14 protein-coding genes are annotated in these 15,016 nt (G+C 65.4%); 8 read left to right on the top strand and 6 right to left on the bottom strand.

Annotated elements, in window-relative coordinates; all coding sequences use genetic code 11:
* Positions 1-102: 102 nt before the first annotated feature.
* Positions 103-297, bottom strand: a complete 195-nt coding sequence (locus tag J2X98_RS03260) for a hypothetical protein (protein WP_141945896.1) — start codon at positions 295-297, stop codon at positions 103-105.
* 348 nt (positions 298-645) lie between these two features.
* Here J2X98_RS03260 and pucL point away from each other — a divergent pair, with 348 nt between their 5' ends.
* Both pucL and J2X98_RS03250 read left to right on the top strand, forming a co-directional pair.
* A complete protein-coding gene (gene pucL, locus J2X98_RS03255) occupies positions 646-1,554 on the top strand; it encodes a factor-independent urate hydroxylase (protein WP_307304160.1) in 909 nt (302 codons plus the stop codon).
* 182 nt (positions 1,555-1,736) lie between these two features.
* The gene (locus J2X98_RS03250; RefSeq protein WP_307304157.1) at positions 1,737-3,269 is read left to right on the top strand and encodes a nucleobase:cation symporter-2 family protein; all 1,533 of its coding nucleotides are present in this window, start codon (positions 1,737-1,739) and stop codon (positions 3,267-3,269) included.
* A gap of 115 nt (positions 3,270-3,384) precedes the next feature.
* Here J2X98_RS03250 and J2X98_RS03245 read toward each other — a convergent pair whose 3' ends face one another.
* Entirely contained in the window at positions 3,385-4,140 is a 756-nt protein-coding gene (locus J2X98_RS03245; protein ID WP_141945890.1) for an IclR family transcriptional regulator, read from the bottom strand.
* A 223-nt stretch (positions 4,141-4,363) separates the two neighbouring features.
* Between J2X98_RS03245 and J2X98_RS03240 the strand changes: the two genes are divergently transcribed.
* Genes J2X98_RS03240 through J2X98_RS03225 form a run of 4 tightly spaced genes read left to right on the top strand, consistent with a single transcriptional unit; the run spans position 4,364 to position 9,547 of the window.
* The gene (locus tag J2X98_RS03240; protein ID WP_141945888.1) at positions 4,364-5,809 is read left to right on the top strand and encodes an NAD-dependent malic enzyme; all 1,446 of its coding nucleotides are present in this window, start codon (positions 4,364-4,366) and stop codon (positions 5,807-5,809) included.
* A 34-nt stretch (positions 5,810-5,843) separates the two neighbouring features.
* The gene (gene aceB, locus J2X98_RS03235; RefSeq protein WP_141945886.1) at positions 5,844-7,442 is read left to right on the top strand and encodes a malate synthase A; all 1,599 of its coding nucleotides are present in this window, start codon (positions 5,844-5,846) and stop codon (positions 7,440-7,442) included.
* A 1-nt stretch (position 7,443) separates the two neighbouring features.
* Positions 7,444-8,718, top strand: coding sequence for a DUF6986 family protein (locus J2X98_RS03230; RefSeq protein ID WP_307304145.1), 1,275 nt, complete (start codon positions 7,444-7,446; stop codon positions 8,716-8,718).
* A gap of 16 nt (positions 8,719-8,734) precedes the next feature.
* The gene (locus tag J2X98_RS03225) at positions 8,735-9,547 is read left to right on the top strand and encodes a bifunctional allantoicase/(S)-ureidoglycine aminohydrolase (RefSeq protein ID WP_307304143.1); all 813 of its coding nucleotides are present in this window, start codon (positions 8,735-8,737) and stop codon (positions 9,545-9,547) included.
* 78 nt (positions 9,548-9,625) lie between these two features.
* Here J2X98_RS03225 and J2X98_RS03220 read toward each other — a convergent pair whose 3' ends face one another.
* Positions 9,626-10,807, bottom strand: a complete 1,182-nt coding sequence (locus tag J2X98_RS03220; RefSeq protein WP_307304140.1) for a zinc-dependent alcohol dehydrogenase — start codon at positions 10,805-10,807, stop codon at positions 9,626-9,628.
* 181 nt (positions 10,808-10,988) lie between these two features.
* Here J2X98_RS03220 and J2X98_RS03215 point away from each other — a divergent pair, with 181 nt between their 5' ends.
* Positions 10,989-11,252 (top strand): hypothetical protein, encoded by a 264-nt coding sequence (locus J2X98_RS03215; protein WP_307304139.1) that lies wholly within the window; start codon positions 10,989-10,991, stop codon positions 11,250-11,252.
* A gap of 13 nt (positions 11,253-11,265) precedes the next feature.
* Here the strand turns inward: J2X98_RS03215 and J2X98_RS03210 are convergent, their stop codons facing one another.
* The 3 genes from J2X98_RS03210 to J2X98_RS03200 form a co-directional block, all read right to left on the bottom strand.
* Positions 11,266-11,895 (bottom strand): HAD family hydrolase, encoded by a 630-nt coding sequence (locus J2X98_RS03210; protein WP_373460824.1) that lies wholly within the window; start codon positions 11,893-11,895, stop codon positions 11,266-11,268.
* Positions 11,896-11,977: 82 nt separating this feature from the next.
* Entirely contained in the window at positions 11,978-12,268 is a 291-nt protein-coding gene (locus tag J2X98_RS03205; protein WP_141945877.1) for a hypothetical protein, read from the bottom strand.
* 114 nt (positions 12,269-12,382) lie between these two features.
* Complete coding sequence (locus tag J2X98_RS03200) at positions 12,383-14,191, bottom strand: glycoside hydrolase family 15 protein (RefSeq protein ID WP_307304137.1); 1,809 nt, start codon at positions 14,189-14,191, stop codon at positions 12,383-12,385.
* A 64-nt stretch (positions 14,192-14,255) separates the two neighbouring features.
* On the opposite strand from J2X98_RS03200, the gene J2X98_RS03195 reads away from it, so the two are divergent.
* Complete coding sequence (locus J2X98_RS03195) at positions 14,256-14,987, top strand: DUF72 domain-containing protein (protein WP_141945873.1); 732 nt, start codon at positions 14,256-14,258, stop codon at positions 14,985-14,987.
* Positions 14,988-15,016: the final 29 nt, after the last annotated feature.

Here is a 15,016-nt window from a genome sequence, read left to right as displayed (position 1 = left end):
ACCACCGGCAGGCGTCGTGAGTAGCAACTACTCGCCTTTGTGGCTGCCGCCACCCGGGATGCTTTTCATGTACTCACATCCACAGGACGCGGACAGGGAGGGCTATTGCCCGGCCGCCCGGCCCCCAAAGACCGGAAGGGACTGGATCCAGCGGGAGAAACGGCCGCTGGAAGGACGGCGCTCCTCCGGCACGTGCAGGTCGGGATCAATTCCACCGCCAAGCGGGAGGTAGAACTCCGGGGCGGCGGCTCCTGCAGACGGCGCTGCCTGAGCGGGACGGCTGTCCTGCTGGTACATCGATACCTCCTAATTTCGCAATACGGAAAGCAATTTTTGCTTAGTGAAATTCTATTCCGCCTTTGGAATGACGGTCAATAGTCCCACCCGAGGATCTTCCGCCGTCGGCGGTCACAAAGCGGATTTTGAACCTGTGATGTACACCACCGGCATTCGGCGGTACGCTGTTATCCAACTCGTGGCGCACGTCACGTAACCTGGGAGCAGCAGGCAGGGTCGTAATGAGCTGGCATCAACGGATGCCGGCTCTTTTTTATTGGGTCGGCTCCATCGGAAACGCGCATGAAACGCGCGCTTAATTTCAGTGATGGAACCTAGGTTCCACCTACCGGAAGTTGGGAAAAGACCATGAGCAGCAAGATCATTCTCGGCAGCAACCAGTTCGGCAAGGCCGAGGTCCGGGTAGTCAAGATCACCCGCGACACGGACCGCCACCAGATCGAAGACCTCAACGTCACCTCGCAGCTGCGCGGCGACTTCGAGGCCGCCCACCTGGAGGGCGACAACAGCCACGTTGTGCCCACCGACACCCAGAAGAACACCGTCTATGCGTTTGCCCGTGAGGGCATCGGCTCCCCGGAAGCCTTCCTGCTTCGCCTCGGCGAGCACTTCACCTCGAGCTTTAGCTGGGTGGACGGCGGCCGCTGGGAAGCGGAGGCGTACAGCTGGAACCGCATCCAGGCCCACGGCAGCGAACACGACCACTCGTTCGTCCGCAATGGCCAGGAAGTCCGCACGGCAGTGCTGGTTCGCGACGGCGCTGCCGAGCACCTCATCTCCGGCCTGAAGGACCTGACCGTCCTGAAGTCCACCCAGTCCGGCTTCGTTGGCTACCCCAAGGACAAGTACACCACCTTGGCGGAAACCACCGACCGGATCCTTGCCACCGATGTCTCAGCCCGCTGGCGGTTCAAGGCCGGCACCGACTTCACGTCCTTCGATTTCAACAAGAACTACGACGACGTGAAGAGCCTGCTGCTCGAAGGGTTCACGGAAAACTACTCGCACGCCCTGCAGCAGACCCTTTTCGACATGGGCACCAAGGTCCTTGAGGCCCACCCCGAGATCGACGAGATCAAGTTCTCCATGCCCAACAAGCACCACTTCCTCGTGGACCTCTCGCCGTTCGGCCTCGACAACCCCAACGAGGTCTTCTACGCGGCGGACCGCCCCTACGGCCTGATCGAGGCCACGGTCCTGCGCGAGGACGCCGTAACCGCCGAAAACGCCTGGACGGGCATCGCCGGCTTCTGCTGAGCCAAAGCGGGGCGGCCGGCCTGCCGAAATCGAGGCTTCGGCAGGCCGGCCCACCCGCAAACCACCCCGCAGTTCCGCAACGCACAAGCAGTTCCGCAAAACAGCGCTACAGCAAAACTTCGACGTTAGCCAGACAAAGTTAGCCAGACGATGACGTCTGCCATGAACCAGGAAAGTCTGCCATGAACATCAGGAACAACCCGTCCCTTGACACCAACACAACAACCGGGGACGCCAAGCAACGGACCAAGCGCCCCATCACAGGACGGCCGGAAGACGAACGGCTGTCAATTGGCAGCAGCTTCGCCTACGGCTTCCAGCATGTCCTCACAATGTACGGAGGGATGATCGCGGTCCCACTCATCATCGGACAGGCAGCAGGCCTTGCCCCCGCCGACATCGGCATCCTCGTAACCGCGGCCCTCTTCATGGGCGGGTTGGCAACGCTCATCCAGACCCTTGGACTCCCGTTCTTCGGCTCACAGTTGCCGCTGGTCCAAGGCGTTTCCTTCGCCAGCGTCGCCACCATGCTCTCGATTGTCAGCAGCGGCGGTGGCCTCCCCGCCGTCTTTGGCGCCATTATTGCCTCTGCCGCCATCGGCCTGCTGATTGCCCCGGTTTTCTCCAAGATCGTCCGGTTCTTCCCACCGGTGGTGACGGGCACCGTCATCACCACCATCGGGCTGACACTGCTGCCCGTTGCCGCAAACTGGGCCATGGGAGGCAACAGCAAGGCACCCACCTACGGCAGCACGGCCAACATCGGCCTTGCAGCGGTAACCCTTGTCCTGGTCCTGGTCCTTAGCAAGGTGGGAAGCGCCACCCTGTCCCGCCTCTCCATCCTGCTCGCCATGGTTGGCGGAACCATCGTGGCGGTGGTCACGGGAATGGCGGACTTCTCGAAGATCGCCGACGGACCTATCGCCGCATTCCCCACCCCCTTCCATCTGGGTGCACCCACCTTTGAACTGGCAGCAATCGTCTCGATGGTGATCGTGGTCCTGGTCATCATGACCGAGACCATGGCGGACATCCTTGCCGTGGGCGAAATTGTGGGCACCAAGGTCGACTCCAAGCGCATCGCGGCAGGGCTGCGGGCTGACATGGTCTCGTCCCTTGTCGCGCCTGTATTCGGCTCCTTCCCACAAACCGCATTCGCCCAGAACGTTGGACTGGTGGCGGTCACCAAAATCAAGAGCCGGTACGTTGTGGCCGCCGGCGGCGTGATCCTGGTGCTGCTGGGCCTGCTCCCGGTCCTTGGCCGCGTGGTCGCCGCCGTACCCACCGCCGTCCTGGGCGGCGCCGGCATCGTCCTCTTCGGAACCGTTGCTGCCAGCGGCATCCGTACGCTGGCCAAGGTGGAATACCGCAACAACATGAACCTGATCATCGTGGCCGCCTCGCTGGGCTTCGGGATGATCCCGATCGTGGCCCCCACCTTCTATGACCAGTTCCCCTCCTGGTTCAGCACCATCTTCCACTCCGGCATCAGCTCTGCAGCCGTCATGGCCATTTTGCTGAACCTGCTGTTCAACCACCTCAAGGCCGGCAATTCCGACAACCAGTCCGTTTTCGTGGCCGGAACAGGCCGCGTGGTCAGGGCGGAGGACCTCCACTGCCTGGCCGAGGGCGACCGGTTTGAAAATGGCAAGCTCATCGACTGTGACGGCAACGAAGTCCCCATCCAGTCATCAGAGAAGGCATCAGAACACTGACTCTGCCCCCATGGGCCCACGCCGCCACGGTGCGGGTGTGGACGACGGCGGCCCCTCCCGAAAGGGAGGGGCCGCCGTCATGAGTGGTTGGGTCAGCCGATGCAGCGTGGCCGGGTCAGGTGCGGTTCAACTCGCGGGAGATGGCATCGGCGGCTTCCCGGAGGATGGGCACAGCTTTGTCGGCAAAATTCCCGTCGACGCGGGACACGGGGCCCGACACGGAAATAGCGGTGGGGGTAGGAGCGTTGGGCACCGCCATGGCGAAGCAGCGCACGCCAAGCTCCTGCTCCTCCTCATCGATAGCGTAGCCACGCTCGCGGATGAGCTTGAGGTCTGCCAGGAGTTCCTCCACGTCGCCGATGCTCTTGGAAGTGGGGGTGGGCATCCCGGCGCGGGCCACGATGCCGCGGACAGTGTCGTCGTCAAGCTGCGCCAGGATGGCCTTGCCGACGCCTGTTGCGTGGGTATGGGCGCGGCGGCCGACCTCCGTGAACATGCGCATGGAGTGCAGCGAGGGCACCTGGGCCACGTAGATCACCATGTCCGAGTCCAGCACCGCCATGTTGGAGGTCTCCCCCAGCCGGTCCACCAGGACCTTGAGCTGCGGCTGGGCCAAGGCGCCGAGCTGCTTGTTGGCACCTTCCCCCAAACGGATCAGGCGTGGGCCCAGGGCGTAGCGCCTGTTGGGCAGCTGGCGGATGTATCCGAGCGACACCAACGTGCGGAGCAGGCGGTGGATGGTGGGCAGCGGAAGGTCAGTCGAGGACGACAGCTCGCTAAGCGTGACGTCTCCGCCGGCATCGGTGATGAGCTCCAGCAGTTCGAAGACGCGCTCCACCGACTGCACCCCACCAGAGGCTTTTTCTGCCATTCCGTTGTCTCCTACGGCTCGGAATCCGACAACTCTTATCCGCATCGTGAAAAGAGTTGCTTAGAACCCCAACATACATCACGGGCCTTCCTGCCGCGCGACGGGGCGGTGCAGTCGCATTCGGAGGGGTTGTGTTTCCATAAGGTAGATAATAATATCCATAATACGAAAAACTTCGGAATCAGAGCAGCAGCCGGACAAGGCCTAAACAGGAGGACATTCAATGGCGAACCCCAGCCCCGGAAATTCGATCACCCTGCGCGTGGAAGCGCCGTCAAGCTTCAGCGCCACCAGCGAGCTTGCCGCAGCCGTCGGAGCCGCCGGCGCCGCCATCACCGCACTGGATGTCACCGAGTCCCACCACGAGACCCTGGTTGTCGACGTCACCTGCAACACGACGGACGATGCCCACGCAGCACGCGTCAAGGACGCCCTCAACGCCCTCGACGGCGTGACCGTCCAGCACGTCTCGGACCGCACCTTCCTGATGCACCTCGGCGGCAAGCTCGAAGTCGTCCCCAAGGTCCCCCTGCGCAACCGCGACGACCTCTCCCGCGCCTACACTCCCGGCGTCGCCCGCGTTTGCCTGGCCATTGCCGAGGACCCCGCCGCAGCCCGCAACCTTACCGTCAAGCGCAACACGGTCGCCGTGGTCACGGACGGCTCCGCCGTGCTGGGCCTGGGCAACATCGGCCCCGCCGCAGCCCTGCCGGTCATGGAGGGCAAGGCCGCCCTCTTCAAGCAGTTCGCCAACGTGGACGCGTGGCCCGTGTGCCTGGATACCCAGGACACCGAGGAAATCATCCGCACCGTCAAGCTCCTGGCACCCGTCTTTGGCGGCGTGAACCTCGAGGACATCGCCGCTCCCCGCTGCTTCGAAATTGAGGCCCGCCTGCGTGAGGAATTGGATATCCCCGTCTTCCACGATGACCAGCACGGCACAGCCATCGTGACCCTGGCCGCCCTGGTCAACGCCCTGCGCGTGGTGGACAAAAAGATTGAGGACGTCAGGATCGTGGTCTCCGGGGTCGGCGCTGCCGGCTCCGCCATCATCCAGTTACTCAAGGCCCAGGGCGCCCGGCACATCGTTGCCGCAGGCCGTTCCGGCGCCATCCACAAGGGCGAGGCGTACAACGATCAGCACCGCACCTGGATCGCCGAGAACACCAACCAGGAAGGCTTCTCCGGCAGCCTGCACGAGGCCCTGGTGGGTGCCGACGTCTTCATCGGCGTCTCCGCCCCAAACATCCTCGGCGAGGAGCATGTCGCCTCCATGGCGAAGGAGGCCATCGTGTTCGCAATGGCCAACCCCACCCCGGAGGTGGATCCGGCCATCGCCTCCCGGCACGCCGCAGTCGTGGCCACCGGGCGCAGCGACTTCCCCAACCAGATCAACAACGTCCTGGCCTTCCCGGGCCTCTTCCGCGGGCTCCTGGACGTCGGGGCCAGTGACATCACCCCTGACATGCTGGTGGCCGCGGCAGAGGCAATCGCAAACCGCGTGAATGATAATGAGCTCAATGCGAGCTACATCATCCCCAGCATCTTCGACCCGCACGTGACCGCGGACGTCGCGGCCGCCGTCGCGGCCGCAGCCCACGCCTCCAACGTTGCTACGGCTGCCGAACCGGCCGAATCCGCCGCGGAGCCGGCACTCGCCTCCGCCTGACCGACTGACTTCCAGCCAAAGGAAAGGACCAGAAATGGCCATCACCGTCACAGATCCCCGGCCGATCCCCCGCGCGGAGGAGATCCTCACACCCAAGGCTCTGGCCTTCGTGGAAGAACTCCACAACCGGTTCGCCGGCACCCGCAACGAACTCCTGGCGGCACGCGCCGCCAAGCGGCAGCGGGTTGCCGAGACCGGCAAGCTGGACTTCCTGCCGGAGACCCAGGACGTGCGCGACGGCGACTGGAAAGTCGCGCCCGCGCCCGCAGCTTTGCAGGACCGCCGGGTGGAGATGACCGGGCCGGCCTCGCCGGCGAAGATGGCCATCAACGCCCTCAACAGCGGTGCGAAGGTGTGGCTGGCGGACCTTGAGGACGCCAGCACACCCACCTGGGCCAACGTCATCGACGCCATCCTGAACCTCCGGGACGCCGCCCAGGGCACCCTCAGCTACACCTCGGATGAGGGCAAGGAGTACCGCCTGCGCACCGACGCTCCGCTCGCCGTCGTTGTGGCCCGCCCGCGGGGCTGGCACATGCAGGAAAAGCACCTCCTCATCAACGGCGAACCCGCCGTGGGCGCCCTGGTGGACTTCGGCCTGCACTTCTTCCACATCGCCAAGCAACTGGTGCTGAACGGACAGGGCCCGTACTACTACCTGCCCAAGATGGAAAGCCACCTCGAGGCCCGGCTGTGGAACGACGTCTTCGTCTTCGCGCAGGACTACCTCGGCCTTCACCAGGGCACCATCCGGGCCACCGTGCTGATCGAGACCATCCCGGCCGCCTTCGAGATGGACGAGATCCTCTACGAGCTGCGGGACCACGCTTCAGGCCTGAACGCCGGCCGCTGGGACTACCTCTTCAGCATCATCAAGTACTTCCGTGACGCGGGCGAGGAGTTCGTCCTGCCGGACCGCGCCTCCGTTGTGATGACCGCCCCCTTCATGCGCGCCTACACCGAGCTCCTGGTCAAGACCTGCCACAAGCGCGGCGCCTTCGCCATGGGCGGCATGGCTGCGGTCATCCCCAACCGCCGCCACCCGGAAGTCACCGCAGCCGCCTTTGAAAAGGTGCGTGCTGACAAGACCCGCGAGGCGAACGACGGCTTCGACGGTTCCTGGGTTGCCCACCCGGACCTGGTCCCCACCTGCCGCGAAGTCTTCGACTCTGTCCTCGGCGAGAAGCCCAACCAGGTGGACAAGCAGCGCCCGGAGGTTTCCGTCACCGCCGCGCAGCTGCTCGATGTCCAGTCCGCCGACGGCCAGGTCACCGAGGCCGGCCTGCGCCTGAACCTCTACGTGGCCGTCGCCTACACGGCAGTGTGGCTGTCCGGGAACGGCGCCGTGGCCATCCACAACCTGATGGAGGACGCCGCCACCGCGGAAATCTCCCGATCCCAGGTGTGGCAGCAGATCCGCAACAAGTCCATCCTCGCGGACACCGGCAACACGGTGACCAAGGAGCTGGTGGAGCGGATCCTCGGCGAGGAAACGGAGCGGCTGCGCACCGAGTTCGGCGACGAGGCCTTCCGCCGCTACTACCAGCCGGCCGGCGAACTGATCGCCGACATCTGCCTCTCGGACGACTACACGGACTTCCTCACCACCCCTGCCTACGAGCTGGTGGACTGAGATGGCTGCACCCAAACCCTCGCTCTCCGCAAGGGACCTCGCCTCCATTGACGGGCAGCTTGCCGCCACCGACCGGCTGCTGGAGCAGAACTACCCGGGCGACGACGGCTCCCGCCAGCCCGTGCACACGGTGTACGTGCCGGCGGACCGTTTCACGCCGTCGCTCGCTGCCGACTGGGGCGCCCAGGCAACGGCGGCCGTGAAGGCGCACGGCGGGTTCGGGAGACTCTGCGGACTGCTGGGCCAGGATGCCACGCTGGCACAGGCTGTTGCCCCGCGCGTGGATGCGAAGCTTTCCAGCGAGCCCATTGAGGACCTGCGCCTGGACTTTGAGGACGGCTTCGGGGACAGGGGCGACGACGCCGAGGATGCCGCCGCGGTTGCCGCCGCTTCCGCGGTGGCCACGGCAGTCGCTGCGGGGTCCGCTCCCCCGTTCATCGGCATCCGCTTCAAATGCTTCGAGGCTCCCACCCGGGCGCGGGGGCTGCGGACGCTGGACCTGTTCGTCTCAGGTCTCGCCGCCGCCGGTGAGTTGCCGGACGGCCTGGTCCTGACGCTGCCCAAGGTCACCACGGTGGCCCAGGTGCAGGCCATGGACTACGCCGTGTCCCGGCTCGAGGAAGTCCACTCGCTGCCCGCGGGCCGGTTGCGGTTCGAGGTGCAGGTGGAGACGCCGCAGCTGATCCTCGGCCCGGACGGCACGTCGCCGGTGGCCCAGCTGCCGCACGCCGTCCCCGGCAGGATCAGCGGGCTGCACTACGGAACCTACGACTACTCCGCGTCCCTGCAGATCTCCGCTGAATACCAGTCCATGGAGCACCCGGTGGCGGACTTCGCCAAGGAGGTCATGCAGCTGGCAGTGGCCGGCACGGGCATCCGGCTCTCCGACGGGTCCACCAACATCATCCCGGTGGGCGACAACGTGGAGAACGCCTGGCAGCTGCACGGCCGCCTGGTCCGCCGGTCACTGGAACGCGGCTACTACCAGGGCTGGGACCTGCACCCGGCCCAGCTGCCCAGCCGGTTCGCCGCCACCTACGCCTTCTACCGCCAAGGCCTGCCGGCCGCTGCCGCCCGCCTGCGCAACTACGTGGAACGGACCGAAGGCGGGGTCATGGACGAGCCGGCAACCGCCCGAGCCTTGGCCGCGTTCGTGCTCCGTGGCGTCCAGTGCGGCGCTGTGGGTGCCGAGGAAGTCCAGGCGCTTGCCGGCGTCGGAATTCCGCAGCTCACCGCACTGGCGCACCCGCGGCTGGCCATCACTTCCAACCCGTAAGCAAAGGATTCCTTCCATGGGCAAGTACTACTCCCCCAGCGGCGGACTGCCGCCGCAGACGCACCTCACCACCGAACGGGCCATCGTCACCGAGGCGTACACGGTGATCCCCAAGGGCGTGATGACGGACATCGTCACGTCCAACCTGCCGGGCTTCTCCAACACCCGGTCGTGGATCATCGCCCGTCCCATCTCAGGATTCGCCACCACTTTCTCCCAGCTGATCGTCGAAATCGGTCCCGGCGGCGGCGCGCCGAAGGCCGAGTTCGAGGCAGGGGTGGAAGGCGTCGTCTTCGTCACCAGGGGCAAGGTCAACCTCACGCTCGACGGCGAGCTCCACCAGCTGGAGGAGGGCGGCTACGCCTACCTGGCCGCCGGCGCGCAGTGGGGCCTGGAAAACGTCTCGGACGACGTCGTGTCCTTCCATTGGATCCGCAAGGCCTATGAGCGCCTCGAGGGTTATGAAGCCAAGTCCTTCGTCACCAACGAGAAGGACGTGGAGCCCACGTCCATGCCGGACACCAACGACGTCTGGAAGACCACCCGCTTCACGGACTCCGGTGACCTGGCGCATGACATGCAGGTCAACATCGTGACGTTCCAGCCCGGCGGCGTGATCCCGTTCCCCGAAACCCACGTGATGGAGCACGGCCTGTACGTCCTGGAGGGCAAGGCCATGTACCTGCTGAACAACGACTGGGTGGAGGTGGAGGCCGGCGACTTCATGTGGCTGCGCGCCTTCTGCCCGCAGGCCTGCTACGCCGGCGGCCCGGGCGAGTTCCGCTACCTGCTGTACAAGGACATGAACCGCCAGGTGAAGCTCACCTAGCCCTTTCCCCTTCGGGGACTGGCAGGGGCCGTTATGGAATTCCATAACGGCCCCTGCTTTTTGTGCTGCTGGTGCGGCTCAGGCGCCGGGGTTGAGGACCACCTTGATGCAGCCGTCTTCCTTCTTCTGGAACTTCTCGTACAGGGCCGGGGCACCGTCCAGGCCCGAACGGTGGGTGACCAGGTCCATGACACCCAGCGGATCGGCGTCGTCCTCCACGAGGGGAAGGATGTCATCGGTCCAGCGCCGCACGTTGCACTGGCCCATGCGTACCTGCAACTGCTTGTCGAACATCGTGAGCATCGGCATGGGGCTGGCAGTGCCGCCGTATACGCCGCTCAGGGACAGCGTGCCGCCCCGGCGCACCGCGTCGATGGAGGCGTGCAGGGCAGCCAGCCGGTCCACACCGCCGGTTTCCATGGCCTTCTGCGCCAGCTTGTCCGGCAGCAGCCCCAGCGCCTGGTGCGCGAACCCCGCCACCGGGGAGCCATGGGCTTCCATGCCGACGGCGTCAACCACGGCATCCGGGCCGCGACCGCCCGTCATCTCCCGGAGTTCATCACCGATCGCCTTGCTGTAATCGAGCGTTTCCACGCCGTGCCGCGCCGCCATCTCCCGGCGTTCCGGGACGGGATCGATGCCGATCACGCGGAAGCCGCGGTGCACGCCGATGCGGCCGGCGAACTGTCCCACGGGTCCGAGGCCGAACACGGCAAGAGTGCCGCCGGCCGGTACGTCCGCATACTCCACGGCCTGCCAGGCGGTGGGAAGGATGTCGGAGAGGAACAGGTAGCGCTCGTCCGGGAGTTCGCTGCCCACCTTGACGGGGCCGTAGTCGGCGTGCGGGACGCGGAGGAATTCGGCCTGGCCGCCGGGAACGGACCCGTACAGCTCGGAGTAGCCGAAGAGGGCAGCGCCGGATCCCTTTTCCTTGACCTGGGTGGTTTCGCACTGGGACTGCAGGCCCTGCTTGCACATGTAGCAGGAGCCGCACGAGATGTTGAACGGGACCACCACGCGGTCGCCCTTGCGGAGGTTTGTGACGCCGCTGCCCACCTCCTCCACAATGCCCATGGGCTCGTGGCCGATGACGTCGCCTTTGTGCATGTAGGGGCCCAGGACTTCGTAAAGGTGGAGGTCGGAGCCGCAGATGGCGGTGGAGGTGATGCGGACAATCGCGTCCGTCGGTTCCTGGATGACGGGATCGGGAACTTCTTCCACGCTTACCGACCGTTTTCCTTGCCACGTCAGTGCTTTCACAGTCTCCCTTTCGTCTGCTTTGCGCGGGGGGTTCTCCCCCGGCGGGGAAGGGCACCCGCGGGCACCCTTTCTTCGACGCTATCGGTTTTAAGGGAAAAAAGTAAGCATGCTGATCAAAAGCTTGTGGCACGCGCCGGCTGCTCCTAGCGTAGGAAGAGTCCAGAACGATCAGGAAAAGCACGTGAAAGAGGAACGCATGTCGCTGTACCAGCCGGAACCGGTCGAGATCTCCACCCGCATGCGCCCGGGTGAGTGGACAGAGGAAAGCCTGGCCCAACTGGTCAGCACCTACCGGACACGGGTGGAGGAAATGGGCGCGCCCGCGGCGGAGGTAGCCACCGACGTCGAACGGAACGACGACGGTTCCGTCAAGGTGACGGTGTCCTGGACCAAGCCCGCCATTGCCGGCAATGAGGACTCAGTGCCGGGCGGCCGGCCGCTGTGAGCGGAGGCTGACCTCAGGAGTCCGGCTGCAGAGCCAGCAGCCGGCCAATGGCACTTGAGGCCAGGTTTTGCAGCAGATCGCGCGGTCCTTGGTAGACCTCGACGGCGCCCGCCTCACGCAGTTGCCCGGCCTGGATGCCGCCGCAGGTAACCCCTATGGCCGGGATGCCCAGCGCCGCGGCGGCCTTCATATCCCAGACGGCGTCACCGACGTAGACGGCATTTCCGGCCTCCACCCCCACGGCTTCGAGGGCAGCTTCGAGGATGTCCGGCGCCGGCTTGCTTTCCTCCGCATCGTTTGCGCTGGTGGCAGCATCGAGGAACGCGTCGGCGTCCAGGACAGACCGCATGACCTGCAGGTCCCTTTCCCTTGCGGAGGAGGCGAGTGCGACGGCAAGGCCACCGGCGTGGCACTGGCCCAACAGGTTCTTGGCGCCGTCAAGGGCGCGCAGCGAGGGCCAGTGCGAGGCATAAAGCGCTCCATGGCTGGCCATGATGTCCTCGTCTTCATCACGGTCACGATCGGACGGCAGCAGATTGTCCACCAGCCGGGCGCCGCCCATTCCGACAAGTTGATGGATGGCCGCCATGGGCACGTCATGCCCGTACTGGCGGAACGCGCCCCACCAGGCGACGGTGTGGATGTAGGACGAGTCGATCAGCGTCCCGTCAACGTCAAAGAGGACCCCCGGCGAGGACCGCCAGGGGGTGTCGTAGCCTCGGACATCAGCCCACCGCTGCCCGTCGCACGTCAGGGGCCTTCTTGCGCCTGGCGGCCTCCTCCTTAGGGGAGTTGACCGGGCGTACACGTTCACGGATAACCGTGCCGGCGCCGTCCAGGCTCTTGTCCCGGATTAGGCCCGTACCGGCAATCTCGCGGGCCATCGCCACGCCGGCCACAGCTGCCCTTTTGGTGGGGAAGGTGACCGAGATGGCCATCAGGTTCCCGCTTCCGTCCATCATCCTGATCCGATAACCGCCGTCAGGGGCATCCACGAGCTCGAAAAATCCGGCCATAACTATCACTCCTCCGTCAATCACGGCATTGTGCTTGGGAGCACTCCATGAGGTTTTAGTAAGTATACTTATCTATCCTGCGAAGGAGAAGTTCGGCCCCTGGCCCGCGCCGCCTCAGCGCGAGTCCGCCCGTGCGGACGGAAGGGGGGTGTCACTTCGCCGTACCGTATCCTGATGGAGCTCCAGGGCGCTAGTCACAAGCGCGAAATGGCTGAATGCCTGCGGTGTGTTGCCCAGTTGGCGGCCTGACTTGACTCCCCATTCCTCACTCAGCAGCCCTACATCGTTGCGCAGTTCCAGCAGCCGCTCGAAGAGTTCACGGGATTCCTCATGGCGCCCGGCGCCCAGGAGCGCCTCCACCATCCAGAATGAACAGGCCAGGAAGACGCCCTCGTCGCCGGGCAGTCCGTCATCGCTCTCTTCCGGCTTGTACCGCAGCACGAACCCGTCCTGGGTCAGCTCCCGCTGGATGGCCTCGATGGTGCCGATGACCTTGGGGTCGTCGTTGGGCAGGAATCCCACCCTGGGAATCAACAGCAGGCTGGCATCCAGCTCGGGGCGGCCGTAGGACTGCACGAACGTGTTGCGCTTGGCGTCATACCCGTTGGCCATGATGTCTTCGCGGATCCGGTCCCGGAGCGCCTCCCAGCGTTCCACCGGGCCCGGCAGCCCGGATTCGCGGACGCCCTTCACCATCCGGTCCGCCGCCACCCAGGCCATGACCTTGGAGTGGGTGAAGTGGCGGCGGGGACCGCGCATTTCCCAGAGCCCGTTGTCCGGCTGGTCCCAAATGGTCTCCAGGTGTTCCATCAGTGCGATCTGCACATCCCAGGCCTCGTCCGTGTGCTTCAACAGCGAGTTCCGCGTCAGGGCAAGGCAGTCAAGGACCTCACCCCACACATCCAGCTGGAACTGCTCCGCCGCCGCATTGCCGATCCGCACGGGGACCGAGTTCTCGTAGCCTTTCAGCCACGGCAGTTCCATTTCCGGCAGCCGCCGTTCGCCGTGGATCCCATACATGATCTGCAGGTCGGCAGGGTCCCCTGCAACCGCACGGAGCAGCCAGTCCCGCCAGGCAGCCGCCTCCGCGGTGTAGCCTGCGGCGAGCAGCGCCTGGAGGGTCATGGCGGCGTCCCGGAGCCAGCAGTAGCGGTAGTCCCAGTTGCGCTGGCCGCCCGGCTGCTCGGGAAGCGAGGTGGTAATGGCCGCGACGATCCCCCCTGTGGGGGCGTAGGTCAGCGCCTTGAGCGTCACCAGAGAGCGGACCACCGCGTCCTGGTACTTCCCCCTGACGGTGCATTGCGAGGACCACCCCCGCCAAAACTCAAAGGTGCTGTCCAGTACTTCTTCTGCGTCCACCGTGACCGGGCGCCCCACGTGGCTGGGCGCCCACGTCAGCACGAACGGCACTTTCTCGCCTGCCTTCACGGTGAAGTCACTGATGGTGTGCATGTTCTCACCGTGCAGCGGTGCCGGCGTCACCAGGTAGACGGCGTCAGGACCCGCGATGGCGTGCAGGCCGCGCTTATCCTTGCGCACCCACGGAACGATGTGCCCATAGTCAAAACGCATGATCAGTTCACCGTGCATCCGAACGCTGCCGCTTAGGCCCTCCACGATCCGGACGATGTCCGCCACCGAATCGCGGGGCGGCATGAAATCGGTGACCCGCACCGTCCCCTCCGGGGTTTCCCACTCGGTGTCGAGGACCAGGCTGCCGTCCCGGTAGCTCCGGCGCGTGCAGGCACCTCCTCCTTCCGGGGCCAGCAGCCAGCGCCCGGCGTCGGGCGTGTCCAGGAGGGCGTTGAAGCACGCGGGGGAATCGAACCTGGGAAGGCAGAGCCAGTCGATGGAACCTTCCTTGCTGATCAGGCCCCCGGTATGGAGGTCGCCTACCACCGCATAATCTTCAATTCGCGCCATGACATTACCCTGCCACACGGTGCCCGGAACGGAAGGGGAAATGTGCGGGTGTAGCCTGAGCAAAATGGCAATCCATGTTGGCACCTCCGGTTGGAGCTACGACCACTGGGAGAACGTGCTGTACCCGCCGGGCCTGCCCGTCCGGGACCGTCTCCAGTGCTACGTGGCCGCGTTCAGCACGGTCGAGTTGAACGCGAGTTTCTACCGGTGGCCCCGCGATACCACCTTCGCTGGCTGGAACCGGCGCCTTCCACCCGGTTTCAGCATGTCCGTCAAGGCTCCCCGGGGGCTGACGCACGCCCGCAAGCTGTATTCGCCGGAAGTCTGGATAGAGCGGATCGCCACGTGCTGGCATGAACTGGGGGACAAACGTGCCGTGCTCCTGGTCCAGCTTCCTCCCCAGCTGGAGCGGGATGATGCCAGGCTGGACTACTTCCTGGCAGCGCTTCCGTCCTGGATCAGGGTGGCGGTTGAGTTCCGGCACCCCAGCTGGGACTGCCCGGAGGTGTTTTCCCTGTTGGAGCGGCACCGGGCGGCCTACTGCATCATGAGCGGCGCCAACCTTCCCTGTATCCTGCGCACCACCGCACCCTTCACCTACGTCCGGCTGCACGGGCCCGATCAGCAGCACCTGTATGGCGGCTCTTACTCGGACGAGGACATGCAATGGTGGGCTGACCGGATCAGGGAGTGGGACGGCGCGGGCATCGACGTTTACGCCTACTTCAACAACGACGGCGGCGGGAACGCAGTGCGGAATGCCCGGACCCTGCGGGGGATCCTGGGCACCGGCTGATCGCTGCGGCCGCCCTGTGGCAGAGTGGT

It is taken from the genome of Pseudarthrobacter enclensis (assembly GCF_030811655.1).
Lineage (GTDB): Bacteria > Actinomycetota > Actinomycetes > Actinomycetales > Micrococcaceae > Arthrobacter > Arthrobacter enclensis_A.
This window is presented reverse-complemented; position numbering and strand designations above follow the sequence as displayed.

Coding starts and splice junctions, on each gene's coding strand:
- J2X98_RS03260 (WP_141945896.1), bottom strand. CDS start 297: ATGTACCAGCAGGACAGCCGTCCCGCTCAGGCAGCGCCGTCTGCAGGA.
- pucL (WP_307304160.1), top strand. CDS start 646: ATGAGCAGCAAGATCATTCTCGGCAGCAACCAGTTCGGCAAGGCCGAG.
- J2X98_RS03250 (WP_307304157.1), top strand. CDS start 1,737: ATGAACATCAGGAACAACCCGTCCCTTGACACCAACACAACAACCGGG.
- J2X98_RS03245 (WP_141945890.1), bottom strand. CDS start 4,140: ATGGCAGAAAAAGCCTCTGGTGGGGTGCAGTCGGTGGAGCGCGTCTTC.
- J2X98_RS03240 (WP_141945888.1), top strand. CDS start 4,364: ATGGCGAACCCCAGCCCCGGAAATTCGATCACCCTGCGCGTGGAAGCG.
- aceB (WP_141945886.1), top strand. CDS start 5,844: ATGGCCATCACCGTCACAGATCCCCGGCCGATCCCCCGCGCGGAGGAG.
- J2X98_RS03230 (WP_307304145.1), top strand. CDS start 7,444: ATGGCTGCACCCAAACCCTCGCTCTCCGCAAGGGACCTCGCCTCCATT.
- J2X98_RS03225 (WP_307304143.1), top strand. CDS start 8,735: ATGGGCAAGTACTACTCCCCCAGCGGCGGACTGCCGCCGCAGACGCAC.
- J2X98_RS03205 (WP_141945877.1), bottom strand. CDS start 12,268: ATGGCCGGATTTTTCGAGCTCGTGGATGCCCCTGACGGCGGTTATCGG.
- J2X98_RS03200 (WP_307304137.1), bottom strand. CDS start 14,191: ATGGCGCGAATTGAAGATTATGCGGTGGTAGGCGACCTCCATACCGGG.
- J2X98_RS03195 (WP_141945873.1), top strand. CDS start 14,256: ATGGCAATCCATGTTGGCACCTCCGGTTGGAGCTACGACCACTGGGAG.